Annotated in this window: 11 protein-coding genes; 10 read left to right on the top strand and 1 reads right to left on the bottom strand. The window is 70.4% G+C overall.

Going from position 1 to position 18789, the window contains the following annotated elements:
- The first annotated feature begins 93 nt into the window (after window positions 1-93).
- The 10 genes from CLV30_RS01955 (at window position 94) to CLV30_RS01910 (ending at window position 17932) form a co-directional block, all read left to right on the top strand.
- Window positions 94-1044 (top strand): ABC transporter substrate-binding protein, encoded by a 951-nt coding sequence (locus tag CLV30_RS01955; RefSeq protein ID WP_106535475.1) that lies wholly within the window; start codon window positions 94-96, stop codon window positions 1042-1044.
- 20 nt (window positions 1045-1064) lie between these two features.
- Window positions 1065-3428 carry an arylsulfatase gene (locus CLV30_RS01950; RefSeq protein WP_106535474.1) on the top strand — a complete coding sequence of 788 codons (2364 nt, stop codon included), beginning with the start codon at window positions 1065-1067 and terminating at the stop codon, window positions 3426-3428.
- A gap of 265 nt (window positions 3429-3693) precedes the next feature.
- Window positions 3694-7086 (top strand): TM0106 family RecB-like putative nuclease, encoded by a 3393-nt coding sequence (locus CLV30_RS01945; protein ID WP_129710819.1) that lies wholly within the window; start codon window positions 3694-3696, stop codon window positions 7084-7086.
- 144 nt (window positions 7087-7230) lie between these two features.
- Window positions 7231-10173 carry a discoidin domain-containing protein gene (locus CLV30_RS01940; RefSeq protein WP_106535472.1) on the top strand — a complete coding sequence of 981 codons (2943 nt, stop codon included), beginning with the start codon at window positions 7231-7233 and terminating at the stop codon, window positions 10171-10173.
- Between the two features lie 25 nt (window positions 10174-10198).
- Window positions 10199-11203 (top strand): YeiH family protein, encoded by a 1005-nt coding sequence (locus CLV30_RS01935; protein ID WP_106535471.1) that lies wholly within the window; start codon window positions 10199-10201, stop codon window positions 11201-11203.
- Window positions 11204-11291: 88 nt separating this feature from the next.
- Window positions 11292-12023 (top strand): FadR/GntR family transcriptional regulator, encoded by a 732-nt coding sequence (locus tag CLV30_RS01930; RefSeq protein ID WP_106535470.1) that lies wholly within the window; start codon window positions 11292-11294, stop codon window positions 12021-12023.
- A 339-nt stretch (window positions 12024-12362) separates the two neighbouring features.
- Window positions 12363-13925, top strand: a complete 1563-nt coding sequence (locus CLV30_RS01925) for an ABC transporter substrate-binding protein (RefSeq protein ID WP_106535469.1) — start codon at window positions 12363-12365, stop codon at window positions 13923-13925.
- 22 nt (window positions 13926-13947) lie between these two features.
- A complete protein-coding gene (locus CLV30_RS01920) occupies window positions 13948-14925 on the top strand; it encodes a carbohydrate ABC transporter permease (protein WP_106535468.1) in 978 nt (325 codons plus the stop codon).
- Window positions 14922-15821 carry a carbohydrate ABC transporter permease gene (locus CLV30_RS01915; protein ID WP_106535467.1) on the top strand — a complete coding sequence of 300 codons (900 nt, stop codon included), beginning with the start codon at window positions 14922-14924 and terminating at the stop codon, window positions 15819-15821. The genes CLV30_RS01920 and CLV30_RS01915 overlap by 4 nt, the downstream gene beginning before the upstream one ends.
- Window positions 15822-15856: 35 nt before the next feature.
- The gene (locus tag CLV30_RS01910; protein WP_106535466.1) at window positions 15857-17932 is read left to right on the top strand and encodes a beta-galactosidase; all 2076 of its coding nucleotides are present in this window, start codon (window positions 15857-15859) and stop codon (window positions 17930-17932) included.
- Between the two features lie 15 nt (window positions 17933-17947).
- Here the strand turns inward: CLV30_RS01910 and CLV30_RS01905 are convergent, their stop codons facing one another.
- Window positions 17948-18751 (bottom strand): alpha/beta fold hydrolase, encoded by an 804-nt coding sequence (locus CLV30_RS01905; RefSeq protein ID WP_106535465.1) that lies wholly within the window; start codon window positions 18749-18751, stop codon window positions 17948-17950.
- Between the last annotated feature and the right edge of the window lie 38 nt (window positions 18752-18789).

Genomic DNA, 18789 nt, shown 5'->3' with positions numbered 1-18789 from the left:
ATAGCTCGAAACACGATTGTCGTTGTTGCCTGTCCTGGCCTGTGTAAGCGTGAAAGGGACCGCTGACCCGTCAGTGCCAGGAAAGGAATCGTCATGCCGTCCCGACTACGTCGTGCCGGACCAGTCGCTGCCGCCGCTTCGGCGGCCCTCATCCTCGTCGCCTGTGGGGGTGACGACGGCGGCGGCGATTCCGGTGGCGGCGGAGACGCAAGCTCCGAGCTGCGGCTGATCCAACAGCCGTGGGAGGACCTCATCGTCGAGAACCAGATCGTCAGCCAGATTCTCGGCGACCTCGGATACGAGGTCGAGATCAACGAGGTCGCGGTGCCGATCGGCGCACAGGCCCTCGCCAACGGCGAAGCCGACGCATATCTGGGCAATTGGTGGCCGAGTCAGGAATCCGCCTTTCAGAAGTATCTGGACGAAGGCAGCGTCCAGGTCGTCGACACTCTGGTGACCGGGACGACGTATGCGCCCGCGGTCCCGAAGTACGTCGCCGAGCAGCACGGCATCACCTCGCTCGCCGACCTCGACGAGAAAGCGGAACTGTTCGAGCACCGGTTCGTCGGCATCGAGGCGGGAACGCCCGGCAACAAGTACATCTCCGACGCGATCGCCGCGGACGCCTACGGCCTCGGCGACTGGACGCTGGCCGAGTCGAGCACGTCCGCGATGCTCGCCGAGGTCAAGAACGCAGCCGCGGAGCAGCAGCCGATCGTCTTCCTCGGCTGGGAGCCGCACTGGATGAACGTCACGTGGGACCTCGTCTACCTGGAGGACCCCGAGGACGTGTGGCCCGGAGCGGGCGAGATCCGCGTCGTCGCCAACGAGGAGTACCAGTCCGAGAACCCGAACGTGATGCGCTTCCTGCAGCAGATGTCCGTGGAGCGTTCCACCGCGTCGGACTGGATCCACCAGTTCAGCCAGGAGGACGTGCCGGCCGAGGAGATCGCCTCGACCTGGATCGAAGAGAACCCGGACGTCGTCAGCACGTGGCTGGAAGGCGTCGAGACCGCGGACGGCGAACCCGCCGAAGCGGCCTGAGCGAAGGAGAGCGAGACCAGTTGACCGACCCGCGCATCGCCCGCGACCACCTGCCGATCCACGATTCACCACCCGCACCGGCGACCGCGATCGATGCGCGGGACCAGTCACCGCCGTACCGGCCGCCGAACCCGGTCCGCCCACCGGCGGGCGCGCCCAACGTGGTGGTGGTGCTGGTCGACGACATGGGCTTCGGTGCGCCGTCGGCCTTCGGCGGCCCGTGCGAGATGCCCACCGCCGACCGGCTCGCCGACGGTGGCCTGCGGTACTCACGCTTCCATGTCACGGCGGTCTGTTCACCGACCAGGCAGTCGCTGCTCACCGGCCGCAACCACCATTCGGTCGGCATGGGTGTGACGACCGAGATGGCCAGCGCGGCGCCCGGCTACACCGGTATCCGCCCGCGCACCGCGGCGACCATCGGGCAGGTGCTCAGCGGCAACGGGTACAACACCGGGGCGTTCGGCAAGTGGCACCAGACCCCGGCGCGCGACGTCAGCCCGGCGGGCCCGTTCGACCGGTGGCCGACGGGCGAGGGTTTCGAGAAGTTCTACGGGTTCATCTGCGCGGAGATGAACCACTGGTACCCGGTGCTGTTCGACGGCACCAACCCGATCGAGCCGGACCGGACGCCGGAGGACGGCTACCACCTGTCCGAGGACGTGGTCGATCAGGCCATCGACTGGATCAGCACGCAGCAGACGCTGAAACCGGACGTGCCGTTCTTCGCCTACGTGCCGTTCGGCGCGACGCACGCGCCGTACCACGTGCCGCGGGAGTACCGGGAGAAGTACCGCGGGAGGTTCGACCACGGCTGGGACCGCCAGCGGGAGATCACGCTGGAGCGGCAGAAGGAGCTCGGTGTCGTCCCGCAGGACGCCGAGCTGGCGCCGTGGGCGGAAGGCGTGCCGCACTGGGACGAGCTGTCCGAGCAGGAACGCCGAGCGGCGGCGTCGTTGATGGAGCTGTACGCTGGCTTCGCCGAACACACCGATGATCAGGTGGGACGGCTCGTCGAGGCGCTCGACGAGATGGGTGAGCTGGACAACACCCTGATCATCTACATCCTGGGTGACAACGGCGCGTCCGCCGAGGGCGGGCTTGGCGGCACGCTCAACGAGCACCGCATCGCCAGCGGCATCACTGACTCCGCGGAGCACATCAACGCCCACGACGCCGCGCTCGGCGACCCGAGCACGCACGCGCACTACCCGGTGGGCTGGGCGCTGGCGATGAACACGCCGTACCAGTGGACGAAGCAGGTGGCGTCTCATTTCGGCGGCACCCGGGACGGCATGGTCGTGCACTGGCCGGACGGCATCACCGAGCGTGGCGGCGTCCGGCACCAGTTCCACCACGTCATCGACGTGCTGCCGACCGTGCTCGAGGCCGCGGGGCTGCCGGAGCCCAGCACGGTCGACGGGGTGCCGCAGCAGCCGATCGAGGGCACCAGCATGCTCTACAGCTTCAACGACGCCGACGCGCCGGACCGTCGGCGGCTGCAGTACTTCGAGATGGTTGGCCACCGCGGCATCTACCACGACGGCTGGATGGCGGTGACCCGGCACGGCACCCCGTGGGAGATGGTGCAAAGCGGCGACCGGCAGTATTTCGACGACGACGTCTGGGAGCTGTACGACACGAACGTCGACTGGACGCAGGCGCACGACGTCGCCGCCGAGCATCCGGGCAAGCTGCGCGAACTGCAGCAGCTGTTCCTGATCGAGGCGGCGAAGTACAACGTGTTCCCGCTGGACGACCGGATGACCGAGCGGGAGAACCCGCGCGAGGCCGGCCGGCTCGACCTGCACGGCGACCGCGACTCGATCACGTTCCGCAAGGCCGGGCTGCGGCTGACCGAGGAGACCGCGCCGTACGTCAAGAACCGCTCGCACACGATCACCGCCGAGATCGATGTCCCGGCCGGCGGCGCCGACGGTGTTCTGGTCGCCCAGGGCGGCCGGTTCGGCGGCTGGTCGTTGTACTGCCACGACGGCCGAGCGCACTATGCGTATAACTACTTCGGTCTCGACGTGTACAAGGTCGCTGCGGCGCAGCCGCTGACACCGGGACGGCACGAGGTCCGGGTGGAGTTCGGCTACGACGGGGGCGGGGTCGGCCGCGGCGGCGACGTGGTGTTGCTGGTCGACGGCGAGAAGGCCGCGAATGGACGGGTCGAGGGGACAATCCCGTACTACTTCGCCTTCGACGAGACGTTCGACGTCGGTGTCGATCGTGCGTCACCGGTCGTCGACGACTACCCGACGGCGGACAACGCCTTCACCGGCGAGCTGGTCTCGGTCCGGTTCGACCTCGCCGACGACCTGGTCAGCGACGCGGCGAGCGAGCAGCAGCGCGACGCCTTCCGGGCGGCGCACGACTGACTCGGCCGGTCCGCACCACCATCGGCATTTCCGCGCTCAGCGGACGACGGTGTCGCCCTCCGACAGAGGGTGCCGTCGCCGGCCACGCGAGTCGTGCCGGTCATGCCCCAGAGAGTGATGCGCGCACCCCGACGGCAGGTATTGGTCCGGTGAGTCGACGGTCACTGACGGATCCCCGCCGTCGTGGTACTCGGCCGTACCGCACCGCGCGCGGTTTCTGTCGGAGGCATCGGGCAGGCTGGGTGCCTTCAGGAAGGAGGTGGGCGTGTACCTGGACGACACCGGGCAGGTGGTGCTCAGCCCGACCGATCTGGTCGGTCATCTCGAGTGCCCGCATCTGACGACGCTGAACCTCGAGGTGGCCCACGGGCGGCGCCCGCGTCCGCCGCAGGACGACCCCGGCGCCGACGTGGTCCGCCGGCGTGGTGACGAGCACGAGGCGGCGGTGCTGGCCGGCATGACCGCGGCGCCCTCCGCTTACCGGGTCGTCGAGATTCCGCGGGCCGGCAGCCCGGCCGAGGCCGAGGACGCGACGGTCGCGGCCATGAAGGACGGCGCCGACCGCATCTTCCAGGCCACCTTCTACGACGGGCGGTGGCGCGGGCACGCCGACTTCCTGATCCGCAACGACATCCGTTCCAGCGCGCTCGGCGACTGGTCCTACGACATCGCCGACACCAAGCTCGCCCGGCACGTCAAGGCGTCGGCGCTGCTGCAGATGTCCGTCTACGCGCAGCGGCTGGAGCAGTTGCAGGGCACGCCGCCCGAGAGCCTCACCGTGATTCTCGGGGACCGCCGGACGGTCACCGTCGCGTCGGTCGACGTCGCCGCGTACACCCGCCGGGCGATGCGCGAGTACGAGAGCTGGCTGGCCGCCGCGCCGGAGACCTACCCGGTCCGGGTGCCGCACTGCGCGGTGTGCCCGTGGGCGACGGCGTGCTCGCAGCAGTGGCGTGACGACGACGACCTCGTGCTCGTCCCGTTCCTCCGGCGTGACCAGCGCGAGGCGTTCGGCGCCGCCGGCATCACCACCGTCGAGGCGCTGGCCGCCGCCACCGACGACGCGCTCGGCGCCGTCACGTCCGTCGGCGCGTCCACCAGGCGCCGGCTGGCCGAGCAGGCGCGGTTGCAGACGGCGGGCCGGCGCCGGGAGGTGCCGCCGTACACGTTCGTCACGCCGGTCGAACCGCGGCGCGGGCTGGCGCTGCTGCCCGAACCCGACCCCGGCGACCTGTTCCTCGACCTCGAGGGCGACCCGTTCTTCGGTGACCACGGCCTCGAGTACCTGTGGGGTGTCAGTGACGCCGACGACGCGTTCACCGCCTGGTGGGCGCACGACGCGGCGGCCGAACAGCACGCGTTCGAGCAGGTCGTCGACCACGCGATGCGGACGTGGGAACAGCACCCGGGCATGCACGTCTACCACTACGCGCCGTACGAGCCGGACCGGCTGAAGCGGCTGTCGCAGCGCTACGGCAGCCGGGTGGACGAGGTCGACGCGCTGTTGCGGGGCGAACGGCTGGTCGACCTGTACGCGGTGGTCCGGCAGGGGCTGCGGGTCGGAGCCGAGTCGTACTCCATCAAGGCGCTCGAGGTGTTCTACGACCCCGGCGCCCGTGCCGACGCCGAGGTCAAGGACGCCGGGTCGAGCATCGTCGAGTACGAGCGCTGGCTGGCCGAGCGGGACTACTCGATCCTGGACGCCATCGAGTCGTACAACCGTGACGACTGCGTCAGCACTCGCCGGCTGCGCGACTGGCTCGAGCAGCGCCGGCGCGAGGCGCTGCAGGCCGGGCACGAGGTGCCGCGCCCTGCCGACGTCGACGATCCGGCCGAACACCTCCGAGAACGCGATCCGGAGCTGGTCGCCGTCGAGCAGCAGCTGCTCGACGCGGTGCCGTCCGAGCCGGACGGGCGTACCCCGGAGCAGAACGCGCGGCTGCTGCTGGCGGGGCTGCTCGAGTGGCACCGCCGCGAGAACCGGGCGGAGTGGTGGGAGTACTTCCGGGTGCGCACGCTCGCCGTCGACGAGCTCACCGACGACCCCGCCACGCTCGGCGGTCTCGGCGCGGCGACGTTCCTGCGCACCGAGAAACGCTCCGGCGTGTGGCGGTACCAGGTCCCGGCGCAGGAGTGCCGCCTGCGGGTGGGCGACTCCGTCGGGCACGCGGGCCCGGACGGCGGCACCAGCACCATCGTGGGCCTCGACCTCGAGAGCGGCACGGTCGAGCTCAAGCGCGCCCTGGCCAACGAACAGCCGCATCCGGTGGGCCTGCTGCCGCCCAGCCCGATCCCCGCCAACACGCTCGAGGCCGCGCTGTGCCGGGTCGGTGCGTGGGTCGCCGAGCACGACGTCGACGCCCTCGGCCCGTACCAGGGCGTACGCGACCTGCTGCTCGGATGCGGCCCGCGGCTGCCCGACGGCGTCACGCTCCGGCGCGACGGCGAGGCCGGCGCCGAGTCGCTGTGCCGGGTCGCGCCGGAGCTGACCGGCGCGTTGCCGGTGCAGGGCCCGCCCGGCGCCGGCAAGACGTACGCCGGCTCACGCTCGATCATCGCGATGCTGCGGGCGGGGCGCACCGTCGGCATCACCGCGCTGAGTCACCGCGTCATCACGAACCTGCTCGACGCGATCCTGGACGCCGACGACGAGGTGGCGCCGGTGGTGCGGGCGATGCAGAAGGCCGACGACGGCAACGCCACCCGCCGCGACGGCGTCACCGTCGTCACCTCCAACGCGGACGTGGAGTCGGCCGTCGCGGCCGGGACGGCCAACCTGGTCGCCGGAACCGGCTGGCTGTTCGCCCGCCCGGACGTGCACGTCGACGTGCTGGTCGTGGACGAGGCGGGCCAGTTCTCCCTGGCCAACACGGTGGCTGCCGGGGCGTCGGCCGACGCGTTGATCCTTCTGGGCGACCCGCGCCAGCTGCCGCAGCCGGCGAAGGGCGAGCACCCGGACGGCGCGGGCGCCTCCGCGCTCGAGCACGTCCTCGGCGACCACGACACCGTGCCGCCCGAGCGAGGGTTGTTCCTCGACACCACATGGCGCATGCATCCCGACGTGTGCGCTCCGGTGTCGGAGCTGTCCTACGACGCGCTGCTGCACCCGCGCGACGGGCTCGAGCGCCAGCGGCTCGGCGGTGCGGACGATCTCGCGGGAGCGGGAGTGCGCTGGTATCCGGTCGAGCACTCGGGGTGCTCGGTACGCAGCGACGCCGAGGTGGACGCGGTCCGTGCCGTCGTCGAGCGGCTCACCGGCCGGGCGTGGACCGACGCACAAGGGCACGAGCGTGTCCTCGGGGCCGACGACGTCCTGGTGGTGGCGCCGTACAACGCGCAGGTCGGGCTGTTGTCGGCCGCTCTGGACGGGCGTGCCCGTGTCGGCACCGTCGACAAGTTCCAGGGCCAGCAGGCGGCTGTCGTCATCGTGTCGCTGACGACGTCGTCGGCGGCCGACGCCCCACGCGGGGTCGACTTCGTCGCGAACCGGAACCGGCTCAACGTCGCCGTGTCCCGCGCGCGGTCGCTGGCGGTGCTGGTCGGCAGCCCGGCGCTGCTGACCGCCCCGGTCCGCAGTGTCGAGCAGGTGCAGGGCATCAACACGCTCTGCCGTCTCGTCGAATACGCGGACGACAACGGAGCAGCGACAGTTCGTTGAAGCGGATGAGTCTGCGTGAGCCCCGCGCCCCGACGGGACCCCCTGCTGCGGTGCGGCATTGACAGTGATGTATCCGCACTTTATGTTCAGAGGTCAGACCTTTGATGTCGAACCCAACGGCCTCGAGTCAGGGCGGGTGTATCCATGCGTCACCGACGGCGGATCGCAACAGCACTGGGCACTGGTACGGCGGTGATCGCGGCGCTGGTCGCCGCGGTGCCGGGCAGTCAGGCGGCGGAGGAGGAGCAGCGCAGCGCCGAGACCGTCGTCGTGGACGGCGACAGCGCCGGCCGGGAGTTCGACGGCCTCGGTGCGGTCAGCGCCGGAGCGTCCAGCCGGCTGCTGTACGACTATCCGGAGCCCGAGCGCAGCCAGATCCTCGACTATCTGTTCAAGCCCGGTTACGGCGCGAACCTCGAGATCCTGAAGGTGGAGATCGGCGCCGACACCAACTCCACCTCGGGCGCCGAGCCCAGCCACATGCGCGAGCGCGGCAAGGTGAACTGCAACCGCGGCTACGAGTGGTGGTTGATGCGTGAGGCGGTCGAGCGCAACCCGGACATCCAGCTCGGCGGCCTGCAATGGGGAGCGCCGGGCTGGTTCGAAGGCGGGTTCTGGAGCCAGGACAACATCGACTACCTGCTGTCCTGGCTCGACTGCGCCGAGCAGCACGGACTGGACATCGACTTCATGGGCGGCTGGAACGAGGCCGGCTACGACACCGAGTGGTACGTCAAGTGGAAACGCGCGCTGCGCGCGGAGCACCCGGACATCGAGCTGACGGCCGCCGACGACACGCCGAACTGGAACTGGCGGGTCGCCGACGCGATGGCCGCGAACCCCGAGTTCGGAGCGGCCGTCGACATCGCGAACCAGCACTCGCCGTGTGGTCACCGCACCAGGTACCTGCGGTGTTCGAGCACCGAGACCGCGCGTGACCTCGGTAAGCCGTTGTGGATCGGCGAACTGAGCTCGATGGCCCACGACGCGGGCGCCGCGCCGCTGGCCCGCGCGGCCAACCGAATGTACATCGACGCCCGGATCACCGGAATGATCGCGTGGTCGCCGATCTCCGCCTGGTACTCGAACATCACGCTCGCCGACACCGGACTGATGGTCGCCGAGTGGCCGTGGTCGGGTTACTACGACGTCGGCGACAGCATCTGGGCGTACGCGCACACGAACCAGTTCGCCGATCCCGGCTGGCGGTACCTGAACAGCGGCAGCACCCGGCTGGAGTCCGGAGCGAGCGTCGTCTCGCTGGCCTCGCCCGACGGCGGCGACTGGAGCACGGTGATCGAGACGTTCGACGCCGACCAGCCGAGCACCCTCACCCTCGACGTCGCCAACCTGCCCGAGAGCGGGATGCGGCTGTGGGCGAGCGACCTCGACTCCGACGATCCCGCCGACCGCTTCCGCGAGGTGGGAACCGTGCAGCCGGACGGTGGCGAGATCACGCTGCAGCTCGAGCCCGGCCACATCTACTCGCTGACCACCACCGACGGGCAGGGCAAGGGCGCCGCCACTCCGGACGCGACGGTGAGCGACCGCCTGGCCGTCCCGTTCCGCGAGTCCTTCGAGAACGTGCCCGACGGGCGCACCGCGCGTTACTTCTCCGACCTGGCCGGTGCGTTCGAGGCCGCGCCGTGCGCGGGCGGGCGCGACGGCACCTGCTACCGCCAGCAGGTGGACCAGCCCCCGATCAGCTGGGGTCATGTCGGCGAGCTGCCGCTGAGCACCATGGTCGGCGACCCACGATGGTGGGGCGACTACACCGTGAGCACCGACGTCCTGCTGGAGGAACCCGGATACGTCGAGGTCGGCGGCCGCGCCTCGGGCCAGTCGTGGGGTACGCCCGCCAGTGGCTACCACCTGCGGATCGGCACCGAGGGATGGGAGCTGTTCAGCCGTGACCACGCCGGGAACCGTGAGACGTCGCTGGCGTCGGGAACCGAGTCCGTCGGCGTGGACGAGTGGCACACCGTCGGCCTGCGGATGCGCGGCGACACGATCGAGGTGCTGCTCGACGGCGAGGTGCTGAGCGAGGTCACCGACACCACGCAACGGACCGGGAACGTGGTGCTGGGCGTGAGCGCATGGCACCACGCCCAGTTCGACGACCTGCGGGTCACGCCCACCAGCCGGGCGCCGCGGTTCGTCCCGAAGGACCAGATGCAGGCCAGCGCCACCAGCGAGCACGGGTTCTTCCGCGGCTGGACGCACGGCGTCGGGCACGTGCTGGACGACCGGCCGGAGACGACGTGGAGCTCGGCTTTCGATCCTCCTGCCGGACTGCCCCAGAGCGTGACCCTGGACCTGGGGCGCACGCGCCACGTCGAGGCGTTGACCTACCAGCCGCGCCTGGACGGCAACACCAACGGGATGATCACCGATTACGAGGTGTACGTGAGCCGCGACGGCAAGTCGTACGAGCGCGTCGCCAGCGGCACCTGGTCCGCGGACAGCTCCACAAAGGTGGTCACCTGGCCGGCTCAGGACGCCCGGCACGTGCGGCTGGTCGCGGCCGGGGACGACAACGCCTGCGGCGACTCGACCGCCACCGCCGGTGAGCTGGGCGTGGTCCGCGCCGGCGGGCCTCCGCTGCGGACGACGCCGCCGGCGCCGGAGCAGCCGCCGCTGCCGGAGGACGCGCCGGCCGAGTTCGACGTGCTGGTTCCGCAGCACGAGACGACGGCCACCGCCAGCAGCGTGCACAGCGACCCGTACCAGCCGTGCGCGGCGGTCGACGGTGACAAGACGACTTTCTGGCACTCCGCGCCCGCGTCGACGGATCCGCTGCCGGCGACCGTGACGCTCGACCTCGGTGATCGTTACGAGGTCCAGGGCCTGAGCTACCTGTCGCGGCAGGACGGCAACCCGAACGGCAACGTCACCGAGTACACGGTCGAGGTCAGCACCGACGGCACGACGTTCACGCCGGTCACCGAGGGCTCGTGGGCCGACGACGGCTCGCAGAAGTACGCCACCTTCTCGCCCGCCGAGGCGCGCTACGTCCGGCTGACGGCCCACTCGGGCCACTTCGGTGTCGCGGCGGCGGCCGAGCTGCACGTGGGACGGACGCCATGAGCGTGGACTCTTGACGGGCGGCCCGGTGTCCGGTCGGTCCCGCGTCCGGGCACCGGGGACCTGGCCGGCGGCAGCGGGCCTGATCGGCGGGATCGCGGTCGCGTACACGGTCGGCGCCCTGGTGGACGTGGTCGCGCCGCTGATCGTGGCGATGGTCGCCGGCGTCGTCCTGCGCAACGTGGGCGTGCTCGGCCCGGCCGCCCAGGAGCGGATGGGCGCGGTGACCAAGCGGCTGTTGCGCGCGGGCGTGGTGCTGCTCGGCCTGCAACTGGCGGTCCCGGAGCTGATCGAGCTGAGCCCGGCCTACCTGGCGGTGGTGGCGGCCACGGTCGTGGTGACGTTCCTCGGCACGGTCCGGCTCGGCCGCGTCTTCGGCGTCGCCCGGGAACGGTCGATGCTGCTGGCCACCGGGTTCTCGATCTGCGGCGCTTCGGCCATCGTCGCGATGAGCGGCGTCGTCGACTCCGACGAGGACGACGTCGCCACCACCGTGGCGATGGTGACGCTCTACGGGAGCCTGGCCATCGCCGTCTTCCCGCTGCTGCAGAGCCCGCTCGGGCTCGGCGACGACGCGTTCGGCGTGTGGGTCGGCGCGAGCGTGCACGAGGTGGCGCAGGTCGTGGCGGCCGCCACCGTGGCCGGCGAGGCGGCGCTGGTGGTGGCGGTGCTGGCGAAGCTCGGCCGGGTCGTGCTGCTGGCGCCGCTGGTGACGCTCGTGGCGATGGGGCAGCGGCGGGAGCGCGCCGTGTCGGCTCCGGACGCGCCGCGACCGTCGTTGTTGCCGCCGTTCGTGCTGGGCTTTCTCGTCATGGTCGCGGTGCGCAGCACGGGTATCGTGCCGGCGGGGGCGGTGTCGGCGGCGGAGGTCGCGACGACGTTGTTGCTGTCGGGGGCGATGGTCGGTCTGGGCGCCGGGGTGCACGTGCGCTCGCTGGTGCGTACCGGCGGTCGTGCCGCGGCGTTGGGGGCCGCGTCCACGGTGCTCGCGGCGACGGTGGCGTACGGCGGTCTCGTCCTGGCAGGAGGCTGAACGACGACTTCGGCCTGTCGTGCCGGGCGCTCGGCCAGAACTCTGACCAACGTTCTATGCTGAGACGGGGCGAGGGAGGTGATCGTCGGTGTGGAAGTCGGTGAACGAAGCGGGGAGCGTCGCCCAGCGCATCGTCGCTCAGATCGAGCAACTGCTCGAAAGCAAGGAGCTCAAGGCGGGGGACCGGCTGCCGACCGAGCGTGATCTCGCTCAGCTGGTGGGGGCGAGCCGGCCGTCGGTCCGCGAGGCCGTGCGCATCCTGCAGGCCCGTGGGCGGCTGGAGGTCAAGCACGGCCTGGGTGTGTTCGTGCTCGAGCCGGCGCCGTCGACCGACCTGGGTGCGGCGCTGCGCAACACCGACCTCGACGTCGACGAGTTGTTCTCGATGCGTGAAGTGCTCGAGGTGCCCGCCGCACGGTGGGCCGCCGACCGCATCACGCCGGAGCAGGTCGCGCAGCTCCGCGCGGTGCTCGACGACCTGGACGCGGCGTTCGACACCGACCCGGCCGACTTCCGGCAGCTGGCCACCCTGGACGCGACGTTCCACCTGACCATCGCCGACATCGCGGACAACAGGTTCCTGCGCCAGACCAGTCACGTGCTGCACGACATCCTGATCTCGGGCATGAAGACGACGCTGCTGATACCCGGGCGCCGGGAGAAGTCCCGCGACCAGCACGACCGGATCCTCGGCGCGCTCGAGGCCAACGACGCGGCCGCGGCGGCGCGCGCGGCGCGAACACACATCCGCAGCGCACAGCGGGCGGCTCTGGACCGGCTCGCCGCGGAGTCCGACTCGGCGGCCGACGCCGCCGGCTGACCGCCGTCCGGCTGATCACGGTCCGGCTGATCGCAGTTCTGGCGGGCCGCGGTCCGGGCTGATCGCGGTCGTAGCTGACGGGCCCGGGCAGTACTGCAGGGCCAGCGCGGTCGGCGTCGTGCCCGGCTGCCCAACCGCCAGGAGACCAACCGCCAGGGTCCGCCCGCAGTTCGGATGCATGCGGATCCCCTCATCCGGCTTCCGGTCGCACTGCGCTCGGTTCCGGTCAGGAGGTCATCGATCGATACGTACCCATTGACCGTTTGACATCGGGGGTCTAACCTCTTACCACTGTGAAATCGATTGCTCATCGCCGAGCTGTGAAAGGTGGGTCGTCGGATGATGACGCGGCGTACTTCTCTCGAGCCTTCCCGGCCGAGTCGACGGACGTTCCTGGCGGCCAGCGCCGGACTGGGTGTGGGTGCGCTCACCGGTTGCGGTGGCGGCTTCGGCGACGGGGGTGGTGACAGCGGTGGATCCGGCGGCGAGCTGAAGTTCGACATCCCGGACCCGGACGCCAAGTTCCCGACCGACGACGTCACGTTGCGCCTGGTGGACAGCAACGACACGAAGGCGCCGTTCTGGGAGCAGTTCTTCGAGGCTTACCAGACCAAGCACGACAACGTGACGTGCCAGTACGACGGCCTGCCGTGGAACCGCATCGAGGAGGTCGTGCCGCTGGGCATCCGGAACGGTTCCGCGCACGACCTGATCCAGCTGCCCGGCACCATCCCGCTCAGCCAGGCCGTCGCCGAGGGCTGGGTCTCGCCGGTGGACGAGTACATCCCGAACTTCGCCGAGTGGCAGAAGCGGATTCCCGCCAGCTACCAGGTCGAGGGTTTCCACGTCTTCGAGGGCAAGCAGTACCTGGTGCCGCTCGGCAGTGATCAGCGCCATTTCCAGGCGCTGCACTACAACAAGCAGCTGATGAACGACGCCGGCTTCGACCCGCAGAGCGAGCCGTTGACCTGGGACACCTACCGCGAAGCGGCCCGGAAGGTCACCAAGCAGAACGACGGTCAGGCCTACGGCGTGATCCTGGAGATCGCCCAGCCGGGGCGGCTGGTGTTCTGGGTCGAGTACATGGCGCGGATGGCCGGGCTGCCGATCGTCGGCAACATCCTGCAGCCGTCGGGCGAGTTCCACCACGACTCCGACGAGATCGTCGAGGCCATCGAGCTGCTGCTCGCGTTGAAGTCCGACGGCAGTCTCTTCCCCGGCTCCAACTCGCTGACGGCGCCGGAGTGCTGGCCGCGGGTGGCGCGCGGCAACGCGGCCATGGTGAGCGCGGGGCCGTGGGTGACCGTGACGTGGGAGCGCGACAACCCGGACTTCGAGTTCGGCGTCGGCGACCATCCGCACCCCAACGACGACCCGTGGCCGGTCGGTTACCTCAGCATCGGCGGCGACGCCCTCACGATGTTCTCCGGCAGCAAGGTCAAGGAGGTGGCCGGCGACGTGCTCGGCTATGTGACCTCGCTGGACGGGCAGACCAGGTGGGGTGAGATCACCGGCGCGGGCAACCCGCCGGTGCTGGACGAGGCCCGCAAGGCCAGCGCCGAGAGCTACAGCGAGCAGGGCAAGAAGTGCGTCGAGCTGGCCGACGCCATGGTCGCGAACCCTGAGCCGATCATCGCCAATCCGGACGTCGCGCTGGTGAGCAAGCGCGAGAAGCCGGTCGACCCGGACTTCGCCGGCGTCATCCAGGCCGCGCTGGTCGGCGAGATCAGCGACCTGCGTGGTGCGCTGCGCGACCTGAAGGACCGCAGCGAGAAGGCGCGCGACGCGGCGATCGCCGAGGCGAAGAAGCTCGACGGCAGCACGGCGACCCGCGAGGACTGGATCTTCCCCAACTGGGACCCGAAGAAGGACTACACGGTCGAGGACTACCAGGGCCGCTGAGCCAGCCGGACGAGGAGCGCAGATGGCTACGCTCAGACAGGTCGGGCCGCTCACCGGGTCCGGATCCGCCACGACCCTGCGGGAACGTCTGTGGAACGCCCGCTGGTGCTACGTGTTCATGCTGCCGTCGGTCGTACTCGGCGCGATGTTCACGCTCTACCCGATGGTGTCGTCGTGGTACATCTCGTTCACCGACTGGTCCGGGATCGAGTCCGAGAAGCGGTTCGTCGGCCTGGACAACTACCGCGAGGTGGCCGGCGACGACGCGTTCTGGAGCGCGTTCGGGCGCACGTTCGCCTTCACCGCGGCAGCGGTCCCGGCGATGCTGATCCTCGCGCTGCTGGCCGCGGTGGTGCTCAACGACGCGTCGCTGCGGATGCGCGCGGTCTTCCGCACGATGTTCTTCCTGCCGGTGGTCACCACGACGGCGATCGTCGGCGTGGTGATGTCGTTGATCATGAACCCGTTCGACGGCCCGCTGAACGCGGCCCTGCTGAATCTGGGCATCATCGACCAGCCCGTCGACTTCCTCGGCGACCCGGACCTCGCGATGTGGTCGGTCGCCGGCGTGTTCGTCTGGAAGTGGATGGGCATGTCGATGATCTACTGGCTGGTGGCCCTGCAGACGGTGCCGCAGGAGCTCTACGAGGCCGCCCGCGTCGACGGCGCGAACCGGTGGCAGACGCACCGGAGCATCACCGTCCCGATGATCACGCCGTTCGCCGTCGTCATCATCCTGATCACGTTCGTCGGCGCGCTGCAGACGTTCCCGCTGGTCCAGGCGATGACCCAGGGCGGGCCCGCGTTCGCCACCGAGCTCGTCGAGCTCTACATCTACCGGCTGGCCTTCGCGGCCGACTACACGCCGAGGCTGGGCTACGCGTCGGCGGTCGCGGTCTTCTTCGGCGTCACCGTCCTGATCTTCACGCTGGCGCAGGCCTGGGGTGTGCGGCGGGCCAACGCGATGCAGAAAGACGTCAAAGGGGGCGAGCGGCGATGACCGTACCCACCACGTCCGCGCCGGTCGAGCCGGCGACGGCGACCGTCACGGCCCCACCGCTGCGCCGCAAGCGGCACGGCTGGCGCCGCGAGATCATCGTCAGCCTGATCCTCCTGCCGATCTGCCTGATCTGGATCTACCCGTTCCTGTGGATGGTCGGTTCCTCGCTGAAGACCGACACCGAGATCTTCGGCAGCATGAGCATCCTGCCGGAGGATCCGCAGTGGGAGAACTACAGCCGGGCCTGGTACGAGGCGAACATCGGCCCGTACTTCTGGAACACGATCTTCATCACGGTCGCCACCATCGCCATCGTCACCATCACGACGGCGATGATCGGCTACGTCATCGGGCGCTACCCGTTCCCGGGCAAGAAGGCGCTGGTGGTGGTGCTGATCGCGACCCTGTTCCTGCCCGAGGGGTACACGATCATCCCGGTGTTCGACCTGATCAACCAGCTGGGCCTGTCCGGGTCGCTGTGGGGCATCATCCTGGCCGAGTCCGGCGGCGCGCACGTCATCCAGATCATGCTGTTCGCCGGCTACTTCCGCCAGCTGCCGCGTGAGCTGGACGAGGCCGCCCGTATCGACGGCGCCGGGTTCGTGCGGACCTTCTGGACGGTCATGCTGCCGCTGGCCAAGCCCGCCATCGCGACCGCGATCATCCTGTCGCTGATGCGGGTGTGGAACAGCTTCCTGATCCCGCTGGTTCTGACGCTGCCGCAGCCGGAGCTGCGCACGCTCGCCGTCGGGGTCTACTCGTTCCAGGGCGAGAACATGACCGACTGGTCCGGCATGGCCGCGGCCTCCACGATCGCGCTGCTGCCCATCGTCATCGTCTTTCTGCTGCTCCAGCGGTACTTCGTCGAAGGTGTCGCCGGAGCGGTCCGCGGCTGAGGCAGATCCGACCCGACCGAGCGAAAGGGAGTTCCGTGCTCTACGGCGTGTCCTACTACTACGAGTACCAGCCGTTCGACCGCCTCGACGAGGACGTGCGGATGATGGCCGAGGCGGGCATCAACTACGCGCGCATCGGCGACTCGATCTGGTCGTTCTGCGAGCCGCGGGAGGGGGAGTTCGACCTGGACTGGCTGCAGCGCGTCCTCGACGCACTGCACGGGGCGGGCATCCAGGTGGTCGTCACGACGCCGACGTACGCGATCCCGCCGTGGCTGTGCCGCCGGCATCCGGAGATCATGGCGGTGCGCCGCGACGGGCGGGCGACGCCGTACGGGGCACGGCAGAACGTCGACGTCACCAACCCGACGTACCGGCACTACGCCGAGCGGATCACCCGGCTGCTGCTCGAGCGCTACGCGCGGCATCCGAGTGTCATCGGCTTCCAGGTGGACAACGAGACCGGGACCGCCGGCGCGCAGAACCCGAGCGTCGTCGACGCGTTCCGCGAGCACGTCAAGGCCAAATACGGCACGGTCGACCGGGTCAACGAGATCTGGGGGCTGACGTACTGGTCGCACCGGCTGGGCGACTGGTCCGACCTGTGGGCGCCGGCCGGCAACACCAGCCCGGGCTACGACCTCGAGTGGCGCCGGTTCGAGGCGGCCACGACGACGGAGTTCCTGCGCTGGCAGGCCGGCATCGTCCGCGAGTACGCGCGCCCCGAGCAGTTCGTCATCCAGGACGTCGTCGGCTACCACGGCAAGCCCGACGCCGACCGGTACGCCATCGGCGCCGCCATGGACGTGACCGCGGAGAACTTCCCGCACGCCACGCAGGACGGCCTCGCGCACCCGCCGGTGGACGGGCTGCACATGTATCCCGCCCGGCACGCCGGGAGCGGCCCGGCGCAGCTGTACCAGCGCTCGGACATGGCCTACGGCGTCAACCGGTCGAACTTCTTCATCACCGAGATGAACCCGATCAGCATCGCCGGCTCGGACAACGTCTTCCCCGGCTACGACGGGCAGTGGCGGATGGCGGCGTTCTCGACCATCTCGCGGGGCGCCGACATGGTCGCCTACTGGCACTGGCACAGCCTGCACTACGGGCACGAGATCTACTCGCACGGCATCCTCAACCACGATCTCGAGCCGAACCGCAACTACGACGAGGTCGCGAGTATCGGCCGCGACCTGGCACGACACGGCGACACGCTGACCGGTCTGACGCCCGAGGCCGAGGTCGCGTTCGTCTACTCCTACGACAGCCGCTGGGCCCTGGCCTGCCAGCCACCGCTGAAGACACCCGACGGCGCAGCGCCGGACACCCGTAGCTACGAGCGGATCTTCGACACCTTCTACCGCGGGTTCTTCGACGCCCGCGCGCAGTCGATCGTGCTGCCCGCCGGCGCCGACGTGTCGTCGTATCCGGTGGTCGTGGCCCCGGCGCTGTACGTCGCGGACGACGACACCCTGGCCGGACTGGCGCGTTACGCCCACGACGGCGGGCACCTGGTGCTCACCGTCCGCAGCGGCTACGCCGACGAGTACGCACGGGCCCGGTGGGTGCGCGCGCCGGGGCCGCTGCGTGAGGCCGCCGGTGTCGGTTACAACCTGTACTCCAACCTCGCCGCGACGGTGCCGGTGGTGTCGGCATCGGGGGAGCTGGAAGTGCCGGGCGACGCGCTGGCGACCGCCTGGATGGACGAGCTCGTGGTCGACGAAGGGGACGCCGAGGTGCTGGCCGGCTACGCGCATCCGCACTTCGGCCGGTTCCCGGCGGTGACGACGCACCGCTACGGCGCCGGCCAGGTGACCTACGTGGGCACGGTGCCCAACGCGTCGCTGGCCCGCTCGATCGGCGACTGGGTGCTGCGGGCCGCAGGGGTGCAGCCGCTCGGCTCGGGCCTTCCGGAGTCGGTGCTGCTGACCCGGGCGAGCGCGCGTGACGGCCGGAGACTGTCGTTCGTCAGCAACTGGTCGTTCGACTCGCACGTGCTGCCGGACGACACGGTGAAAGGCACCGACCTGTTCGCCGACGCGCCGGTGGGACCCGGCCGTCCGCTCGAGCTCGGCGCCTGGGACATCCGGGTCGTCGCGGAGGACTGAGCCCGCTGTTCCCGATCAGGGGGAGCTCAGGAACTCCGTGAGGAGCGGAGCCATCACCGCGGGGTCGGCGACGTGGTCCTGGGCCTCCAGCTTCGCTCGGCGGGCGTGCGGAATCGCCGTCACCAGGGCGTCGGCGGCGTCGTCGAAGAAGCCGGGCTGCAGTTGCGCCGTGTGCGGGTCGCGGCCGGAGCCCGTGACCACCAGTGTCCGGTTCGTCAAGGATGCCAGGCGCTCCCGCGGCGGCCGGCCGTCACCGAGGCAGGCGGCGTCGTACGCCAGCGTGTGGGCCAGCGCCTCGAGGCCCGGCCACATCGGCGTGCTCCGGGCCGCGACGATCTGGTCGTCCGATGAGCCCGCCAGGCGCATGAAGTGTTCGAGCGCCGCCGCACGGTCGCCCCGGCCCAGTGCCTCGTCGAGCTGTTCGACGTAGGCGGTCCAGCCGCCGACGGCGTCGTCGGACATCGCGTACGGCACTTCGTAAACCGCGACCCGGTCGATCGCCGTACTGGCCACGGCGGCCTCGAGCGCCAGCGCGCCGCCGGACGACACGCCGTAGAGGTGTGCCGGTCCGCCGGCCGCGGCGATCAGCGCGTCGATGTCCTCGAGCTCGCGCTCCAGCGCGTACGGCGACGTGTCGCCGCTGTCGCCACGTCCGCGCCGCGCGTAGGTGTAGACGGTGAAGCGCTCGGCCAGCTCGGTGGCGAGCGGCGCGCTTTCGGACCCGTCGTCGAGCCCGCCGCCCACGACGACGAGCGCCGGGCCCTCGCCGAGGCGGTCGAACGCGATGCGGGTGCCGTCCTCGGACATGACATGACCCATCGGACACCTCCGTGTCGAAGGCCTCAGTGTAGGGCGCC

Origin of the sequence: Haloactinopolyspora alba (assembly GCF_003014555.1) — a bacterium.
Lineage (GTDB): Bacteria > Actinomycetota > Actinomycetes > Jiangellales > Jiangellaceae > Haloactinopolyspora > Haloactinopolyspora alba.
The sequence above is the reverse complement of the archived record's forward strand: the minus strand, read 5'-3'. Positions and strand labels throughout refer to the sequence as shown.